At 61.3% G+C, this 16,686-nt stretch carries 14 protein-coding genes; 5 read left to right on the top strand and 9 right to left on the bottom strand.

The genetic code is table 11. The annotated features are described in order from the left end of the window. Nucleotides 1–185 precede the first annotated feature (185 nt). Genes KVQ82_RS06335 through KVQ82_RS06350 form a run of 4 tightly spaced genes read right to left on the bottom strand, consistent with a single transcriptional unit; the run spans nt 186 to nt 6,480 of the window. Nucleotides 186–1,550, bottom strand: a complete 1,365-nt coding sequence (locus KVQ82_RS06335; protein ID WP_095668356.1) for a heavy metal sensor histidine kinase — start codon at nt 1,548–1,550, stop codon at nt 186–188. Continuing rightward, the gene (locus KVQ82_RS06340) at nt 1,540–2,217 is read right to left on the bottom strand and encodes a heavy metal response regulator transcription factor (protein WP_007916978.1); all 678 of its coding nucleotides are present in this window, start codon (nt 2,215–2,217) and stop codon (nt 1,540–1,542) included. The genes KVQ82_RS06335 and KVQ82_RS06340 overlap by 11 nt, the downstream gene beginning before the upstream one ends. A gap of 7 nt (nt 2,218–2,224) precedes the next feature. Further along, entirely contained in the window at nt 2,225–5,326 is a 3,102-nt protein-coding gene (locus tag KVQ82_RS06345; RefSeq protein WP_222018431.1) for a multidrug efflux RND transporter permease subunit, read from the bottom strand. Further along, nucleotides 5,323–6,480 (bottom strand): efflux RND transporter periplasmic adaptor subunit, encoded by a 1,158-nt coding sequence (locus KVQ82_RS06350; RefSeq protein WP_222018432.1) that lies wholly within the window; start codon nt 6,478–6,480, stop codon nt 5,323–5,325. Before KVQ82_RS06350 ends, KVQ82_RS06345 begins: the two co-directional genes overlap by 4 nt. A gap of 735 nt (nt 6,481–7,215) precedes the next feature. Between KVQ82_RS06350 and KVQ82_RS06355 the strand changes: the two genes are divergently transcribed. Further along, nucleotides 7,216–7,455 carry a hypothetical protein gene (locus KVQ82_RS06355; protein ID WP_041071739.1) on the top strand — a complete coding sequence of 80 codons (240 nt, stop codon included), beginning with the start codon at nt 7,216–7,218 and terminating at the stop codon, nt 7,453–7,455. A 149-nt stretch (nt 7,456–7,604) separates the two neighbouring features. Continuing rightward, a complete protein-coding gene (locus KVQ82_RS06360) occupies nt 7,605–9,194 on the top strand; it encodes a PAS domain-containing methyl-accepting chemotaxis protein (RefSeq protein ID WP_222018433.1) in 1,590 nt (529 codons plus the stop codon). Between the two features lie 140 nt (nt 9,195–9,334). Here the strand turns inward: KVQ82_RS06360 and KVQ82_RS06365 are convergent, their stop codons facing one another. The 5 genes from KVQ82_RS06365 to norR all read right to left on the bottom strand — a co-directional run bounded on the left by KVQ82_RS06365 (nt 9,335) and on the right by norR (nt 13,837). Then, nucleotides 9,335–10,084, bottom strand: a complete 750-nt coding sequence (locus KVQ82_RS06365) for a YkgJ family cysteine cluster protein (RefSeq protein WP_222018434.1) — start codon at nt 10,082–10,084, stop codon at nt 9,335–9,337. Nucleotides 10,085–10,170: 86 nt separating this feature from the next. Next, nucleotides 10,171–10,494 (bottom strand): hypothetical protein, encoded by a 324-nt coding sequence (locus tag KVQ82_RS06370; protein ID WP_222018435.1) that lies wholly within the window; start codon nt 10,492–10,494, stop codon nt 10,171–10,173. 157 nt (nt 10,495–10,651) lie between these two features. Next, complete coding sequence (locus KVQ82_RS06375; RefSeq protein ID WP_222018436.1) at nt 10,652–11,110, bottom strand: GNAT family N-acetyltransferase; 459 nt, start codon at nt 11,108–11,110, stop codon at nt 10,652–10,654. Nucleotides 11,111–11,137: 27 nt separating this feature from the next. After that, nucleotides 11,138–12,040 (bottom strand): chemotaxis protein CheV, encoded by a 903-nt coding sequence (locus tag KVQ82_RS06380; protein WP_007968390.1) that lies wholly within the window; start codon nt 12,038–12,040, stop codon nt 11,138–11,140. A 243-nt stretch (nt 12,041–12,283) separates the two neighbouring features. Further along, the gene (gene norR / locus KVQ82_RS06385) at nt 12,284–13,837 is read right to left on the bottom strand and encodes a nitric oxide reductase transcriptional regulator NorR (RefSeq protein ID WP_222018437.1); all 1,554 of its coding nucleotides are present in this window, start codon (nt 13,835–13,837) and stop codon (nt 12,284–12,286) included. A gap of 162 nt (nt 13,838–13,999) precedes the next feature. Here norR and hmpA point away from each other — a divergent pair, with 162 nt between their 5' ends. The 3 genes from hmpA to KVQ82_RS06400 all read left to right on the top strand — a co-directional run bounded on the left by hmpA (nt 14,000) and on the right by KVQ82_RS06400 (nt 16,512). Continuing rightward, nucleotides 14,000–15,181 (top strand): NO-inducible flavohemoprotein, encoded by a 1,182-nt coding sequence (gene hmpA / locus KVQ82_RS06390; protein ID WP_095668364.1) that lies wholly within the window; start codon nt 14,000–14,002, stop codon nt 15,179–15,181. Nucleotides 15,182–15,416: 235 nt separating this feature from the next. After that, nucleotides 15,417–15,977, top strand: coding sequence for an ester cyclase (locus tag KVQ82_RS06395; protein ID WP_041071753.1), 561 nt, complete (start codon nt 15,417–15,419; stop codon nt 15,975–15,977). 25 nt (nt 15,978–16,002) lie between these two features. Then, the gene (locus KVQ82_RS06400) at nt 16,003–16,512 is read left to right on the top strand and encodes a disulfide bond formation protein B (protein ID WP_025109264.1); all 510 of its coding nucleotides are present in this window, start codon (nt 16,003–16,005) and stop codon (nt 16,510–16,512) included. Nucleotides 16,513–16,686 lie beyond the last annotated feature (174 nt).

Below are 16,686 nucleotides of genomic sequence, written 5' to 3' on the forward strand. Positions count from 1 at the left end.
AAGCAAAGATCAACCTCGGGTTGACTCCACGCCTTGTGGCGAGGGGATTCATCCCCGATGGGCTGCGAAGCAGCCCTCAATCCTTTGTACTGGTTGTGTCAGGAAGATCGCGATTGCTGATTTTGGGGTCGCTTCGCAACCCATCGGGGATGAATCCCCTCGCCACAGGGGACTTTAATCAGCGATTAAACGGGGAGGTGAATGCCGAAAGTATTCATCCCCCGATCACTGCGCACAAACACATCCCCACCGTGCATCAGCGCAATCGCCTTGACGATCGCCAGCCCCAATCCATGGTTGTTGCCGCTGTTGCTGCGCGAGGCATCGACCCGGTAGAAACGCTCGAACAGTCGTGGCAAGTGCTCGCTGGCAATCGGCGATCCCGGGTTGGCCACGCCGATGCTGACCTGATGTTCCTCAACCTCGATGCGCACCTCAATCACCTTGCCGGGTTCGGTGTGCTGCACGGCGTTGCTTAGCAGATTGATCAATGCCCGGCGCAGATGTGCGATCTCGATCCGCACCTGCGCATCGCCACTCACGTGCACCTGCACTTGCGCGTCTTCAAGGATGAAATCCAGATACTCGAGCGTAGTCGCGACTTCATCGGCCAGCGACGTAGACGTCAGTTTGGTCGCCTTGCTGCCCTGGTCGGCGCTGGCGAGGAACAACATGTCATTGATGATCGAACGCAGGCGCTCCAGCTCCTCAAGATTCGACTGCAGCACTTCGAAGTAATGTTCGGCGGAGCGTCCGCGCGTCAGTGCGACCTGGGTCTGGCCGATCAGGTTGGTCAGTGGCGAGCGCAGTTCATGGGCGACGTCGGCGTTGAACGATTCCAGCCGCGAGTAGGCCTGTTCGACCCGCTCCAGCGTGGAGTTGAACGAATCGACAAACTGCTCTAGCTCCGGCGGCAATGGCGACATCCGCAAACGTCCGGCCCGCAGGGGGGGCGCGAGGCGCTGGGCTTCATCCGACAGTTTGATCAACGGCTTGAGGCCGATTCGCGCGACCCAGTATCCCAGCGCCGAGGCCATCAGTACACCGACAATCGCGAGGCTGACGAGAGCGATCAACAGTTTGTGTTGGGTTTCGTGGAACGTTTCGGTGTCGATGCCGATCATGAACCGCAGCGGCGGGCGCTGGTCCTTGGCCGGCAACTCGGTGAGCAGCACTTTCAGCGGATAAGGATGTTCAGGCAACTGCAGATCATGCATGCCGGTCGGGCCTTGGGCGAAGGCGCGGATTTGCGCGTCAGGCTCGCCATACTCGTAACCGGGATCAGCGCTGACCACCCAGAAACGGATGCGCTTGTCCTCTTCGCCGAGCAGCTTGAGCTTGGCGTTGATCTTCACCCAATGCTCGGGTGTGCCGTAACGATTGAGCGCCGATTCGAGCACACTGTAACGCGCATCCAGCTCGGCTTCCGGGAGCAGGCCCAGGCCCTTGTCGACCTGTTGATACAGCGCGCCGCCGATCAACAGAAACACCAGCAGCGCCACCAGGGTGAACATCCCGCTTAAACGCAGGGCAATCGAATTACTGGACACCACGGCTCTCCAGCACATAACCCATGCCACGAATGGTGTGCAGCAGTTTCTCGTCGAACGGCCCGTCGAGCTTGGCCCGCAGACGTTTGATCGCGACTTCGACGACGTTCGCATCGCTGTCGAAATTGATGTCCCAGACCATCTCGGCAATCGCGGTTTTCGAGAGGATTTCGCCTTGCCGGCGCGCCAGCACGCTGAGCAGCGAGAACTCTTTGGCGGTCAGGTCCAGCCGGGTGCCGGCACGGGTCGCCTTGCGGCTGATCAGGTCGATCCACAGGTCGGCGATGCTCACTTGCACCGGTTCATGGCCACCGCTGCGCCGGGTCAGCGCTTGCAGGCGGGCTACCAGTTCAAGGAAGGAAAACGGCTTGCCGAGGTAATCGTCGGCGCCGTCACGCAGGCCTTTGATGCGGTCTTCGACACGCTCGCGGGCGGTGAGCATGATCACCGGGGTCTGCTTGCGTGCACGCAATGCACGCAGTACGCCGAAGCCATCCAGGCCCGGCAGCATGACGTCGAGGACGATCACCGCGTAGTCGCTTTCCAGCGCCAGGTGCAGGCCTTCGACGCCGTCGCGGGCCAGGTCCACGGTGTAACCCTGTTCCGTCAGACCGCGGTGCAGATAGTCCGCGGTTTTTTCCTCGTCTTCGATAATCAGAACGCGCATGACCGCCTCAGTCTGTAGTCGCCAATGCCGTCGTGGGCACAGGTTTGGGCCTGTGGAACAGCCGCTCAAGCCACAAGTATATGACCGGCGTGGTAAACAGCGTCAGCATCTGGCTGACCAGCAAGCCGCCCACCACCGCGATCCCCAGCGGCTGGCGCAGTTCGGCGCCGGTGCCATAACCGAGCATCAGCGGCAGGGCACCCAGCAGGGCGGCGAGGGTGGTCATGATGATCGGCCGGAATCGCGTCAGGCACGCTTCGTAAATCGCATCCTGCGGCGGCAAGCCGCGATTGCGCTGCGCCTCGAGGGCAAAGTCGATCATCAGGATGCCGTTCTTCTTGACGATACCGATCAGCAACACCAAGCCGATCAACGCCATGATCGAGAAGTCCTGGCCGCAGATCCACAGCATGATCACCGCACCGAGACCGGCCGCCGGCAGGGTCGAGATGATGGTCAGCGGATGCACGAAGCTCTCATAAAGCACGCCGAGAATGATGTACACCGCCACCAGCGCTGCGAGAATCAGCCACGGCTGACTGGCCAGCGAACTCTGGAACGCCTGCGCCGCGCCCTGGAAATTGCCGCTGATCGCGGTCGGCATGCCGATTTCGGCCTTGGCCTGATTGAGCAGAATCACCGCATCACCCAACGCCACGCCGGGCGCCAGGTTGAACGACAGGTTGGCGGCCGGGAACATGCCGTCATGGGCAATCGACAGCGGGCCGATGGTCGGCGCATCGAATTTGGCCAGTGCCGACAGCGGCACCATCTCGCCGCTCAACGGCGAGCGCAGGTAGAAATAATTGAGGCTTTCGGCCTTGCCGCGTTGCTTGGTGTCCAGCTCCAGGATCACGTTGTACTGGTTGACCTGGGTCTGGAACTCGTTGATCTGCCGTTGACCGAACGCATCGTACAGGGCCTCGTCGACATCACTCGCCGTCAGGCCGAAACGCGCGGCGGCGCTGCGGTCGATGCTGATGTGAGTGATGCTGCCGCCCAGTTGCAGGTCGTTGGAAATGTCGCGGAACGCCGGGTTGCTGCGCAGCTTTTCGGTCAGACGCTGGGTCCAGGTGGCGAGGGTCGCGCCGTCATTGCTCTTGAGCACGTATTGGTACTGCGCGCGGCTCGGGCCGGAGCTGAGGTTGATGTCCTGGCCGGCGCGCAGGTACAGGACGATGCCCGGGACTTTCATCAGTTGCGGACGAATCCGGTCGATGAACTGGCTGGCCGAGACGTCGCGGTCGCCGCGTTTTTTCAGGGCGATCCAGAAGCGGCCGTTGGCAATGGTCTGGTTGCTGCCGGACACACCCACCGAGTGGGAAAACGCCTGCACGGCCGGGTCGGCGGCGACGATTTCGGCCATCACCAGGTGTTTTTTCACCATGTCGCCGTAGGAAATATCCGCAGCGGCTTCGGTGGTGCCGAGGACAAACCCGGTGTCCTGCACCGGGAAGAATCCCTTGGGGATAAAGATGTAACCGGCAATCGCCAGTCCCAGCGACAGGCCGAATACGCCAATCATCAACTTCTGGTGGGCGAGGGCGCGACGCAGACCTTTTTCGTACCAGGCCAGCAAGCGCTCGCTGAAGCCCGGTTTGTCGTGGGCGTGGTGCACCGGTTTGCGCATGAACAGCGCTGCCAGCGTCGGCGCGAGGGTCAACGACACCACCACCGAAATCAAAATGGTCGAGGTTGCGGTCAGGGCGAATTCCTTGAACAACCGCCCGACCACACCGCCCATGAACAGCAGCGGAATGAACGCCGCCACTAACGAGAAACTGATCGAGACCACGGTGAAGCCGATTTCGCCGGCACCTTTGACCGCCGCCTCGCGCATGCTGTCGCCGGCCTCCAGATGCCGGTGGATGTTCTCCACCACGACAATCGCATCGTCCACGACAAACCCGACCGCGACGACGATCGCCACCAGCGTCAGGTTGTTCAGGCTGAATCCCAACAGGTACATCAGGGCGAAACTGGCGGTCAGCGATACACCGAGCACCGCCGAGACGATCATGGTCGCCGACAACTGCCGCAGGAACAGCGCCATCACCGCCACCACCAGCAGGATCGCGATCAGCAGAGTGATCTCGACTTCATGCAGCGAGGCGCGAATGGTCTGGGTGCGGTCGATCAAGGTTTTTACTTGCACCGAGGCCGGGAGCATGGCTTCGAGGCCGGGCAGGGCGGCTTGAATGCGGTCGACGGTTTCGACGATGTTGGCGCCGGGCTGGCGCGAGATCACCAAGTTCACCCCGGGTTGATCACCGGCCCAGGCCTGCACGTAGGCATCTTCCGAACCGTTGACGACTTTGGCGACATCGCGCAGGTGAACCGGTGCGCCGTCCTTGTAGGAAACGATGAGTTGGCTGTAGTCCTCGGGGTGGAACAACTGATCGTTGGTCGACAGCGTGGAGATGCTCGATTCGCCGTACAACGCACCTTTGGCGAGGTTGAGGCTGGTCTGCTGGATCGCCAGACGAATGTCGGCGAGGGTCAGGCCGATCGCCGCCAGTTTGTCGGCCGAGGCCTGCACACGGATCGCCGGACGTTGCTGACCGGTGATGTTGATCTGGCCTACACCGTCGATCTGACTGATCTGACGCGCCAGCAGGGTTTCCACCAGGTCGCTGAGTTCGGTGCCGGGCATTTGCGTCGAGCTGACGCTGAGGATCAGTACCGGGCTGTCGGCCGGGTTGACCTTCTTCCAGGTCGGCAGGGTCGGCATGTCCTTGGGCAGCTTGCCGGCGGCGGTATTGATCGCGGCCTGGACTTCCTGAGCGGCGGTGTCGATGCTCTTGTCGAGGGTGAATTGCAGGGTCAGCAGGCTGGAGCCGAGCGCGCTGCTGGAGGTCATCTGGGTCATGCCGGGGATGGCGCTGAATTGCACCTCCAGCGGCGTGGCCACGGACGAAGCCATGGTGTCGGGGCTGGCGCCGGGCAACTGCGCCGAGACCTGAATTGTCGGAAATTCCGCTTCCGGCAGTGGGGCGATCGGCAGGCGCGGGAAGGCAATCACGCCGACCAGCACCAATGCGATGGTCAGCAGAATCGTCGCGACCGGGTGATCGATGCACCAGGTGGAGACGCCTTTGTGCGCCTTCATGGTTTCGGCTCCGCTTGCACCACCTGTGGCGGCTCGCTCATGACCTGCACGGTCGAGCCGGGTTTGAGCCGCGACTGGCCGTCGGTCACCAGTACGTCACCGGCCTTCACGCCTTTGATGATGTCCTGCCCGCTGCCCTGATAGACCATCTGCACTTGTACGGCTTCGACTTTGTCGCCGTTCACGCGGTAAACGAAGTGTTGATCGAGACCGCGCTGTACGACAGTGGGCGGCACCACCAGCGCATTCTTATCCAGTGCCGTCTGAATTTTTACCGTCACCAGCAGGCCCGGCCAGAGCTTCTGGCTGGCGTTGTCGAATTCGGCCTTGGCGCGGATGGTGCCGGTGTTGGCGTTGATCTGGTTGTCGATCAGGGTCAGGTGACCTTCGCCGAGCAGGTTGCCGGTTTCGCCGTCGGTGTCGGCACCGATGTAGGCCTTGACCTGTGCGTGCTGCGGATCGTTGATCAGGCCCTGCAGGGTCGGCAGCATTTGCTGCGGCAGCGAGAACTCCACGGCAATCGGGTCGATCTGGGTCACGGTGAACAGGCCGGCGGTGTCGGTCATGCGCAGGAAGTTGCCTTCGTCGACTGTACGAATACCGACGCGGCCGGTGACTGGTGAGCGGATCTGCGTGTAGGAAAGTTGTACTTGCGCCGCGTCAATCGAGGCCTGGTTGCCTTGGGCGGTGGCCTTGAGTTGGTTGACCAGTGCCTGTTGCTGGTCGTAGGTCTGTTTGGAGACGCCGTCGTCGACGCTGAGCAGTTTGTAGCGCTTGAGGTTGACCAGGGCGACTTGCAGTTGTGCCTGGCTTTCGCCCAGTTGCGCGCGGGCCTGGTCGAGGCTGGCGCGGATCGAGCGGTCGTCGATGGTGGCGAGCAGGTCGCCTGCTTTGACGAGTTGGCCTTCCTTGACGAGGATTTTGGTGAGGATGCCATCGACTTGTGGACGCACTACGACGCTGTGCAATGAGAGCACCGAGCCGATACCGCTGGTGTAGCGGGGGACGTCTTTTTCGCTGACGGTGACGACGCGGACCGGGATGGCGGTCGGGGTGGCCAGTTTGGTCGGGGCGGGTTTCAGTGCCCACCATGTGCCTGCGGCGGCCAGGGCGATCACTAGGGCTGGCAGGGCTATGTTTTTCTGGATTCGCATGCGATTGGGGCGCCAGGGGTGGAGTTTGGGCAGGTTGGGTATTTATAAACTTGTTTGGGGGTCAGGAGGGTGACGGCTGGCTGTCAGCGCTGTCAGTTTCGCCGGGGTGTATATCCGTTTCTGCGGGTGTGGCTGATTAGGGTTTCGCCCTGACGGCGACTCACTTTTTTTACAAACGCCTAAAAAAAGTAAGCAAAAAAAACGCTTGCTCCTGCGTTCGGCCCGCTCGCTGGGGCTCGGGGTCCCTTCGCTGCGGGATCGATCCGGGCGCAGCGCCTACGGTTTGCTTCGCTGCACCTCCTCTCGCTGTGTTTGGCTGCGCCAAACGGTCGCTGCGCTCCCACGCCCGGATTAACCCCTCCACTCAGCCTTCCGACGTCGCCCGTGGATCAAGATCAAGAGCTGCAGCCGAGCTTGCGCTCATCCTGTTGAGTGGGGCGGCTGCGCCGCGTGCGGGTTGTACTTATTTTTCCTGTAGGAGCTGCCGCAGGCTGCGATCTTTTGATCTTGCTTTTGCTTTTGCTCTTTTGTGGGAGCTGGCTTGCCAGCGATTGCGGCCTGACAGCCGACCAATCTCTGGCGGGTGTACTCTGTCCACCTGTGGGAGCGAGCCTGCTCGCGAAGACGGCCTGACAGCCGCTGCAAATCTTCAGGTGCCGAGTCCGGGCGCGCAGGTATACTGCGCGCCTTCGCGGCTCACTGTTCGGGCCCGACTTTTTGCTTTGCGGAGCTTTTATGACTTCCCCGACCCAACCGCCGGTTGACGACGCCGTGAGCGATGTCCCGGCCGAGCTGACTGACGCCAGCGAAACCAAACCCGAGATCCCGGCTTTCAAGTTCCCGTTCAAACCGGGGGAGCTGGCGGCTGCCAAGGGTTCGAATCAGCCGTGGTACAAGAACGGCGCCAAGAACGGCCACACCAAGACCCCGGGCATGGCCCCGCCGGGTACCCGCCGTTCGATGGGCAAGCGCTGAGTTTTATCCCGCCTTCAGCCATCGACTGCGATTTTCCGTCGCAGTGATGGCTAAGTGCTCATCCCCTGAGCCAGATCAATATTTGACCAATTGGTGCGCTTAGAGTCAGCAGCCCTGCCGACTCTTCCCATAAAACGAGCGCGCTTTCCATGAAGATCAATCTCCCGGTAACCGGCCGTAACGTCGATGTGGCGCTGGATGCGAACATTCTTTCGACCACCGATCTGACCAGCGCGATCACTTACGCCAACGACGATTTCATTCAGATCAGCGGTTATAGCCGCGACGAATTGCTCGGCACGCCACACAACTTGTTGCGTCACCCGGACATGCCGGCGCAGGCGTTTGCCCATATGTGGCAGACGCTCAAGAGCGGTCGTTCGTGGATGGGGCTGGTGAAGAATCGTTGCAAAAATGGCGACCATTATTGGGTCAGCGCCTATGTCACGCCGGTCACGCAGAACGGCGTGGCGGTGGAGTATCAGTCGGTGCGCACCCGGCCTGATGCGCGGTGGGTGGCCGCGGCGGAGCGGGTTTATGCGCAGTTGCGTGGCGAATTGAAGGGAAGGCGGCCGCTGCTCAGGTTAGGTTTGCGCGGCAGGATCACGGCGTTGGCCAGTGCGTTGCTGGGTGTGGTGTTGGGGATCGAGGCCTGGTTGCGTCCGGAGTCGGCGTGGATCGATGGGCTGGCATTTGTTGTCGGCAGCAGTCTCTGCACGTTGGGCGTGCGCTGGATCTTGCGGCCGCTGGAGCGGCTGAGCGAACGGGCGCGGCAGGTCGCGGACAATCCGTTGAGCCAGGGCATTTACACCGGGCGCGGCGATGAGTTCGGCCAGATCGAGTTTGCCCTGCAGATGCTCGAAGCCCAGGTCGGCGCGGTGGTCGGGCGTATGGGGGACGCATCGCAACAGTTGGCCGGGCATGCGGCGCAACTGGTTGATCATCTGCAAATAAGCCACAGCAGTTCGCTGGCGCAGCAGGCGGAAACCGATCAGGTGGCGGCAGCGATTCACCAAATGGCCGCGAGTGTCGCGCAGGTCGCCAGCCATGCGCAGCAGGCGTCGGTGGCGGCAGACCTGGCCGATACGGAAACCCGTGAAGGGCATTGGCTGGTCGGTGAAAGTCGCAGTGCGGTGTTGCGTCTGGCCGAGGAATTGCGGCGGGCGACCGAGGTGATCCATCAGCTCGAAGGCCACAGCAGCGAGATTTCCGGGGTGCTGGAGGTGATCCGCAGCATCGCCGAGCAGACCAATCTGCTGGCGCTTAACGCGGCGATCGAAGCGGCGCGCGCGGGCGATGCCGGGCGCGGTTTTGCAGTGGTGGCGGATGAGGTGCGCGGGTTGGCGCGGCGCACGCAGCAATCGACCAACGAGATTCAGCGGATGATCAGCACGCTGCAAAACGGCGCGCGCGATGCGGTGCTGGTGATGCAGCAAAGCAGTGAGCATGTGGATAACAGCGTCGAACAGGCACAGCGTGCGGCGCGGGCGCTGGACGGGATCAGCGAGCGGGTCGAGCAGATCACCGAAATGAGCCTGCAGATTGCCGCAGCGGTGGAGCAGCAGAGCGCGGTGAGCGAAGACATCCATCGCAATATCGTCAGCATTCGCACGGCGTCCGAATTGACGGTGGATGAGGGGCGGCTGAGCCAACGCAACTCTGAGGATGTGGCGGGGTTGGCGGGGGATTTGCGCTTGCTGGCGCGGGAGTTCTGGGGGCGGCGGCAAGGACAGGATTGATGCTGTTGCCACTGGCCTCATCGCTGGCAAGCCAGCTCCCACAGGTTTCTCGAGTGTTCACATGACTTGTGCACGACATGGAACCTTGTGGGAGCTGGCTTGCCAGCGATGAGGCCAGTCCAATCGGCAGGAATTTCCGATCAAGCCGCGCGCAGCGAAATGAACGCATACGTCTGCGCCGGCTCCGTCACTACCTGCGCACCGGCCGCCAGCAATTGCCCGGCCACGTCGTCTCCGGACAAATGAAACAGCCATTCACTGGATGCTGTGTTCAGTGGCTGTGAAGACACCTGATCGATCACAGCCGCAAAAGCGTCCATCTGCGGCAAATACGCGGTGAACCCGTCGCCCTTGAGTGCTGTGGTGCGAATTTCCAGTGCGGCGCAGATCGCATCCTTGATCCGAATATCGTCGCGATCAGCCTGGCGTGAACGCTGGATCAATTCCAACAGCTCCTGGTCGACCAGCTCCCCACCGACAATCAGCAGCGGCCCCTGCTGCCACGACTCTGGCGGGCAATCCTTGGCGGCCGGATTGAGCGGGATGTGCGGATTGATTTCTGCCGGATAAATCCTGCACACCAACGGTCGGCGCTCGTAGATACGGCACAGGTTGTCTTCGTCAAGATTCCGGCAGCGACCGACGTTGTAGGCGGCGAAAGTGATTGCCACGTGGGCCTCGGTGGTACCGCTGCGCACTGCCGCTGAACGTCGTTCAGCGTGCTCACGCTGCTGCGCCGGCAGGCCCAGGCCGTTGGCGAGAAAGGCCTCCACCAGCACGATCACCTGACCACCGTCCGCCGCCCACATGCTGGCTTCGGCGAGGGTCAGGGGTACATGGTGGTCGGTGCAGCATCTGCCGCAACCGACGCAGGAAAATGTCGTTTTCATTGCACGATCAATCTTCAATCAGGGTGTGAAACGGCGACATAAAGTCGCCAGGCTGAGGCTGATCGAAGCAAGTTGTGCGCCAGTCCTCAAGGCTTGACGGTCGGGCGGATCGAGTCCCATTCGGTGACGAACGCGGTTTTCGACTTTTTGCTGTACAGGCACAGCTCAGTGCCTTGCTGGCCTTTCATGTGTTTTTGCGGGTATTGGCCTTGCAGCAGCACGGCGGTGTAGCCGACGCGGTCATCGAATTGCGCGGGTGTGCCGACGGGTTTCGCAGCTTTCAGGCCGCTGGCCTTGGTGCAACTGGCGAGTACGGATTTGTCGTACGCGGCCCAGGCGTCGGGGCTGGAGGCGTGGGCCTGGGAGGCGAGGGCGGTGAGGCAGAGCAGGCTCAGGGTGAGGGGTTTCATGGGGCGGCATCCTTGGTCTTGAGTGTCCAGAGGTTGGAGTATGCCTAAAGAATTTTGTTGCCGAGACATCGCTAAAAGATCGCAGCCTGCGGCAGCTCCTACAGAGAATGCGTTCCATTGTAGGAGCTGCCGAAGCCTGCGATCTTTTGACTTTGAATCAGTCCGGCACGATTTCCCGGCGAACCACAAACATCCCGGCACTTTCATACAAACGCTGCGCCCGCAGATTGTCTTCCAGCACCTTCAGATCGACAAACCCTTCACGGCGTTGCTGAAACACCTTGAATGCATTCAACAGCAACGCCCGACCCAAACCTCGGCCCTGAGCGCGCGGATGCACCACCAGATTCTTGATATACGAACTGGTCCAGCATTGCGCCACGCCGATCACGCCTTCGTTATCGCGGGCGATGAAGCACAAATCAGGATCGTATTCGGCATCGCTTTCAAACCGCAGCTGCCATTCCTCCAGTGCCGGCACCCGACCGCCGCCCTCACGGTATCCGCGTTGCATCAATTGATGCACGGCCGCCGCCAGTTCCGGGCGGTAAGCGCTCAGTTCAATGCCTTCCGGCCAGTGGGGCGGCGGCACGTCTTGACGAAGGTCGCGCCGCATCAAAAAGCAGTACGTCTGGCTCAAGACTCAATGACCGTTGGCTGCGACGTGTTTGGCGGCTTCGATCAAACGCTGGGTCAGTTCCGGCGAAGAGAACTTGGTCAGCACCGCGTTGGCCCCGGCCAGACGCGCTTTCTCGCTGTTCATCGCGCTGTCGAGCGAGGTGTGCAGCAGCACGTAGAGGTGGGCGAAATCCGGCGTCTCGCGCAGGGTGCGGGTAAAGGCATAGCCGTCCATTTCGGACATTTCGATGTCGGAGACGATCAGGTTGATCTGCTGCGCGGTGCCTTGCAGGTCCAGCAGGCAGTCGATGGCTTCCTTGGCACTGCGCGCGGTGTGGCATTGCAGGCCGAGGTTGCGCAGGGTGTGCACCGATTGCTGCAGTGCTACCTGGCTGTCGTCGACCACCAGAATCCGTGCATTGCCCAGCACTTCGGCGTCTTCCATGCTCAGGTCGGTCGGCGCCATTTCGATTTGTGCCGGGGCGATGCTGTGGATGACTTTCTCGATATCGAGCACTTGTACCAGCGTGCCGTCGACCGAGGTCACGCCGGTGATGTAGGCGCGCGAACCGCCGGAGCCGAACGGCGGCGGCTTGATGTCGGTGGTCAGGCAATGGACGATCTTGCTCACCGCCTGCACATGCAGACCCTGCTTCGAACGGCTGACGTCGGTAACGATCAGGCAGCCGCCGTTCGGGTCTTCCAGCGGTCGCTCGCCAATGGCGCGGCTGAGGTCGATCACCGACAGCGACGCGCCGCGCAGGGTGGCGATGCCTTTGATGTGCGGATGTGACTCGGGCATTTTGGTCAGCGGCGGACAGGGAATGATTTCACTGACTTTCAGCAGGTTGATCGCCATCAGCTTGCCGCTGCGCAAGGTAAACAGCAGAAGCGAAAGTGAATCTGCGCGGGCTTTGGTGGAAGACATATAAACCTTCTGTGGAAAAAGGTGATGGGCGAGGGTGCAAATCGCCAGAAACTATTGATGCCGGGTTATCGGCGTTAACGGGGTGGGCTTTAGGTCGGTTATCGGGTAGGGCAAGAATCATCTGTGGCGAGGGGATTTATCCCCGATGGACTGCCCAGCAGTCCCATTTCCTGGTGCCGCTGCGCAGCACATCGGGGATAAATCCCCTCGCCACAAGGAATCCACTCAAACTGGATGAAGTGATTATTTCATGCCTAATCGCTTGGCCATGCGCCCCAGATTCGCCCGGTCCAGCCCCAACTCCCGCGCCGCACTCGCCCAGTTATCCTGATGACGCTCAAGCGCAGCACTGATCAACTGCCGCTGATATTGCTCGGTGGCGCTGCGCAGATCGCCGTTGATCAACGGTATCGCGGGCACCTCGGCAGCCGGCTCAATTGAGTTACCCACAACCTCCCGCGGCAAATCCAGATCCGCCGCGCTCAGGCTGAGAATCTTCGGCCGCACCTTGCAATTGCCCAGCGCCTTCAGCGCACTGCGCCCGATCAAGTGTTCCAGCTCGCGCACGTTGCCCGGCCAAGTGTAGGCGAGCAGCGCGTCTTGGGCGTCGCTGCTCAGGCGCAGGCTGTTGAGGCCCATGCGCGAGCGGTTCTGTTCCAGAAAGAAGCCGCTGAGCAGCAACACATCGCGGCCGCGATCGCGCAGTGCCGGCACTCGCAGCGGGTACACGCTCAAGCGGTGATAGAAGTCGGCGCGGTAGCGGCCGCTGCGCACTTCTTCGGCCAGATCGCGGTTGGTTGCGGCGATCAGGCGCACATCGACCTGATGTTCCTTGTCCGAACCGAGCCGCTGCAACTGGCCGCTTTGCAGCACGCGCAGCAACTTGGCCTGCACGGTCAGCGACAGTTCGCCGACCTCATCGAGAAACAGCGTGCCGCCATTGGCCAGTTCGAACTTGCCGCGGCGGTCGCTGGTAGCGCCGGTAAAGGCGCCGCGCACGTGGCCGAACAATTCGCTTTCGACCAGCGTATCGGGCAGGGCCGCGCAGTTGAGGCTGATGAGCGGTTTGTCGGCGCGCGGTGATGCGGCGTGGATCGCCTGCGCCACCAGCTCCTTGCCAACGCCGGTTTCGCCGGTGATCAGCACGGTCAGGTCGCTGCCGCCGACCAGATTGATTTCCTCCACCAGCCGTTTGTGCGCCTTGCTCTGGCCGATCATTTCGCGCTGCTGCTGACCGCTGGCCTGGCGGTAGACCTCGGCGCGCTGATGCTCGTCTTCGGCGCGCAGCGCCAGGCGTTCGATGCGTTCGGCGGCGTTGACCGTGGCCGAGGCGAGACTGGCGAAGGCTTGCAAGGCGTCGAGTTCGATCGGTTCGAAATGCTCCGGATCGAGCGCATCAAGGGTGATCAGGCCCCAGAGTTTTTCATCGACGAACAGTGGGCAACCGAGGCAGTCATGCACTTCGAGGTGATCGCCCAGACCATCGACCAAGCCGTCGTAAGGATCGGGCAAGTCGCTGTCGGCGGCGAACCGCGTTGGCCCGGCGCCGTCCAGCAGGATCTCGAAGCGTGGATGTTCGCTGACCTTGAAGCGCCGGCCGAGGGTGTCGGTGCTCAAACCATCCACCGCCAGCGGCACCAGCCATTCGCCGTCCAGGCGCAGCAACGCGGCGGCGTCGCACGGCAGCAGGGCGCGCAGGGCTTCGAGCAGGCGCCGATAGCGTTCGCCTTCGGGCAGTTCGCGGGACAGGTCGGAGACCAGCGGCAGTAAAGCGGTGAGCAGGGATTTGGCGGTCATGGTCTTGTAGTCAAAGAGACTCGATGTAGTCGCGATGACTATAAAACGCTTTGAGTCTAAATGACTACGTAAAAAATAAACCATTGATTTATAACGATAATTTATCTGGCACGAAAACTGATAAGCCTAAGGCAATTCTCAAAAAGCTCTGGAGTCACTCTTATGCTTAGCGTTCAGGATCGTGCCATTGTCAAATCCACTGTGCCTCTGCTGGAAAGCGGCGGTGAAGCGCTGATCACCCACTTCTACCGCATGATGCTCTCCGAATACCCTGAAGTCCGCCCGTTGTTCAATCAGGCGCATCAGGCCAGCGGCGACCAGCCACGTGCCTTGGCCAATGGCGTGTTGATGTACGCCCGACACATCGATCAGCTCGACCAGTTGGGTGATCTGGTGGCTAAGATCATCAACAAGCACGTCGCCCTGCAAATCCTCCCGGAGCATTACCCGATTGTCGGCACCTGCCTTCTGCGCGCCATTTCCGAAGTGCTCGGCGACGAAATCGCCACGCCGGAAGTGATGAGCGCGTGGGGCGCGGCGTACGGGCAACTGGCCGAGATCCTGATTGGCGCTGAAGCGGCGATCTACGACCAGAAGGAACAAGCGCTCGGCGGCTGGCGCGGGGCGCGGGAGTTCATCGTGGTGGACAAGGTTGAGGAAAGCGCGGAAATCATTTCGTTCTACTTCGAGCCGGCGGACAAAGGTCCGATCCTTGCCGCCGAGCCGGGTCAGTACATCGGCATGAAGCTGATCCTCGATGGTGAAGAAATCCGCCGTAATTACTCGCTGTCGGCACTGGCCAATAAAGGTCAGTACCGCATCAGCGTCAAACGCGAACCGGGTGGTCGTGCCTCCAACCACTTGCATGATCAACTGCACGTCGGCGCGAGCATTCAACTGTTCCCGCCATCGGGCGAGTTCACCCTGACTGCCAGCGACAAACCGCTGGTGCTGATCAGCGGCGGTGTCGGCATTACCCCGACCCTGGCGATGCTCGAAGCGGCGTTGCAAACCGAGCGCCCGGTGCACTTTATCCACTGCGCGCGCAACGGCAGCGTGCATGCGTTCCGCGACTGGATCGACGGGCTGGCGGCGCGCCATCCGCAGCTCAAGCGCTTCTATTGCTACGCCGAAGACGACGGCGTGAGCCCGGCGGCGGACAAGGTCGGAATGCTCAGTCAAGAGCAATTGGCTGAATGGCTGCCGGCGCAACGTGACGTCGATGCTTACTTCCTCGGGCCGAAGGGCTTCATGGGCGCGATCAAGCGGCATCTGAAAGCACTGGGTGTGCCTGAGCAGCAGAGCCGTTATGAGTTCTTCGGGCCGGCGGCGGCTTTGGAGTAATTGTCAACACCGAGTCGCCTGCATCGCGGGCAAGCCCGCTCCCACAGGATTTGTGGCGTGCACAGAATGTGTGAACGACGCTGAATCTGTGGGAGCGGGCTTGCCCGCGATGGCCGTTACGCAACCTTGATTCTTAAAAAGTGTTTAAAGGTTAATCGTTTCTTAACCGGTTTATCGTTTATTCCCCGATGCTGATGATAGGCGCTCGTTCGTTTAACTGATCAGGATCGCCCCCATGTCGCACATCATCTTCTCCTCTCGTTCGAGCCTGGCAATGCTTGGCCTGTCGGCTGCTTTGCTGGCCAGTCCGTTTGCTTCGGCCGAATCGGCGTTGATCGCACCACAGACCCTGATCGTCGATCAGAGCCTGCCCAAGGCTCAACGTGATGCAATGGAACTGGCGGCGCGGCGTTACGGCAGTTTCTGGAACAGTGGGGAAGAGGCCCTGGCCACGGCAGCCTTGTCGCCGCAGTTTGTCGACAAGACCCCGCCCGAAGGTCGGGTGCAGGGCCCGAGCGGGCCGTTGCTGGCATCGAAGTTCTTTCGCACGGCGGTGCCAGACCTGAGCTGCGAGATCGAGCAAATGATCATTGCCGGTGACCGCGTGGTGGTGCATCTGCACTTTCGCGGCCACTTCAGCGGTACGTTCAAGGCTCTCAAAGGGCAGGGCCAGCGTGTAGACTTCCGGGCAACCGATATCTATCAGATCGACAACGGTCGCATCGCGGCCAATTGGCATATCGAAGACAACATCAGTCTGATGGCGCAACTGCAAGCGCAGCCGCCAGCCAGCTGAACCATGGACATACAAGGGAAACGCGATGAGCGAGGAAACGATTCGACTGGGACGTGAGCGGCGCTTTCTGGTGCTGCTGGGCATCATCTGCCTGGCACTGATCGGTGGCGCGCTGTACATGCAGATCGTGCTGGGCGAGGCGCCATGCCCGCTGTGCATCCTGCAGCGTTATGCATTGCTGCTGATTGCGCTGTTCGCGTTTATCGGCGCGGCCATGCGCACCCGCCGCAGCATCACGGTATTTGAGGTACTGGTGGTGATCTGCGCGATCGCCGGCGCCGGTGTCGCCGGGCATCATGTGTACACCCAGTTCTATCCGGCGGTGAGCTGTGGCATCGATGTGCTGCAGCCGATTGTCGATGACCTGCCGCTGGCGAAGATCTTCCCGCTGGGCTTCCAGGTCGACGGTTTCTGCTCGACGCCGTACCCGCCGATCCTCGGCCTGTCGCTGGCGCAATGGGCGCTGGTGGCCTTCGTGCTGGTGGTGATCCTGGTGCCGCTGCTGACCTCGCGTAACCGAAAAGCACTGCGCTGAGTCAACTCTTCGACGGATTGGCCGATACAGAAAACGCCCCGATTTGCGGATCAGCCGCTCGGGGCGTTTTGCATTTCAGAGAGTTTGTGAAATCACCGTGACGAACGGCAATGGAGCGTGCGACAGGTGTGCGACATGTTGTCACACACGCCGTGTCGCAGGGCGTTTCGGCGA

Source organism: Pseudomonas sp. AO-1 (assembly GCF_019775695.1).
Classification (GTDB): domain Bacteria; phylum Pseudomonadota; class Gammaproteobacteria; order Pseudomonadales; family Pseudomonadaceae; genus Aquipseudomonas; species Aquipseudomonas parakoreensis.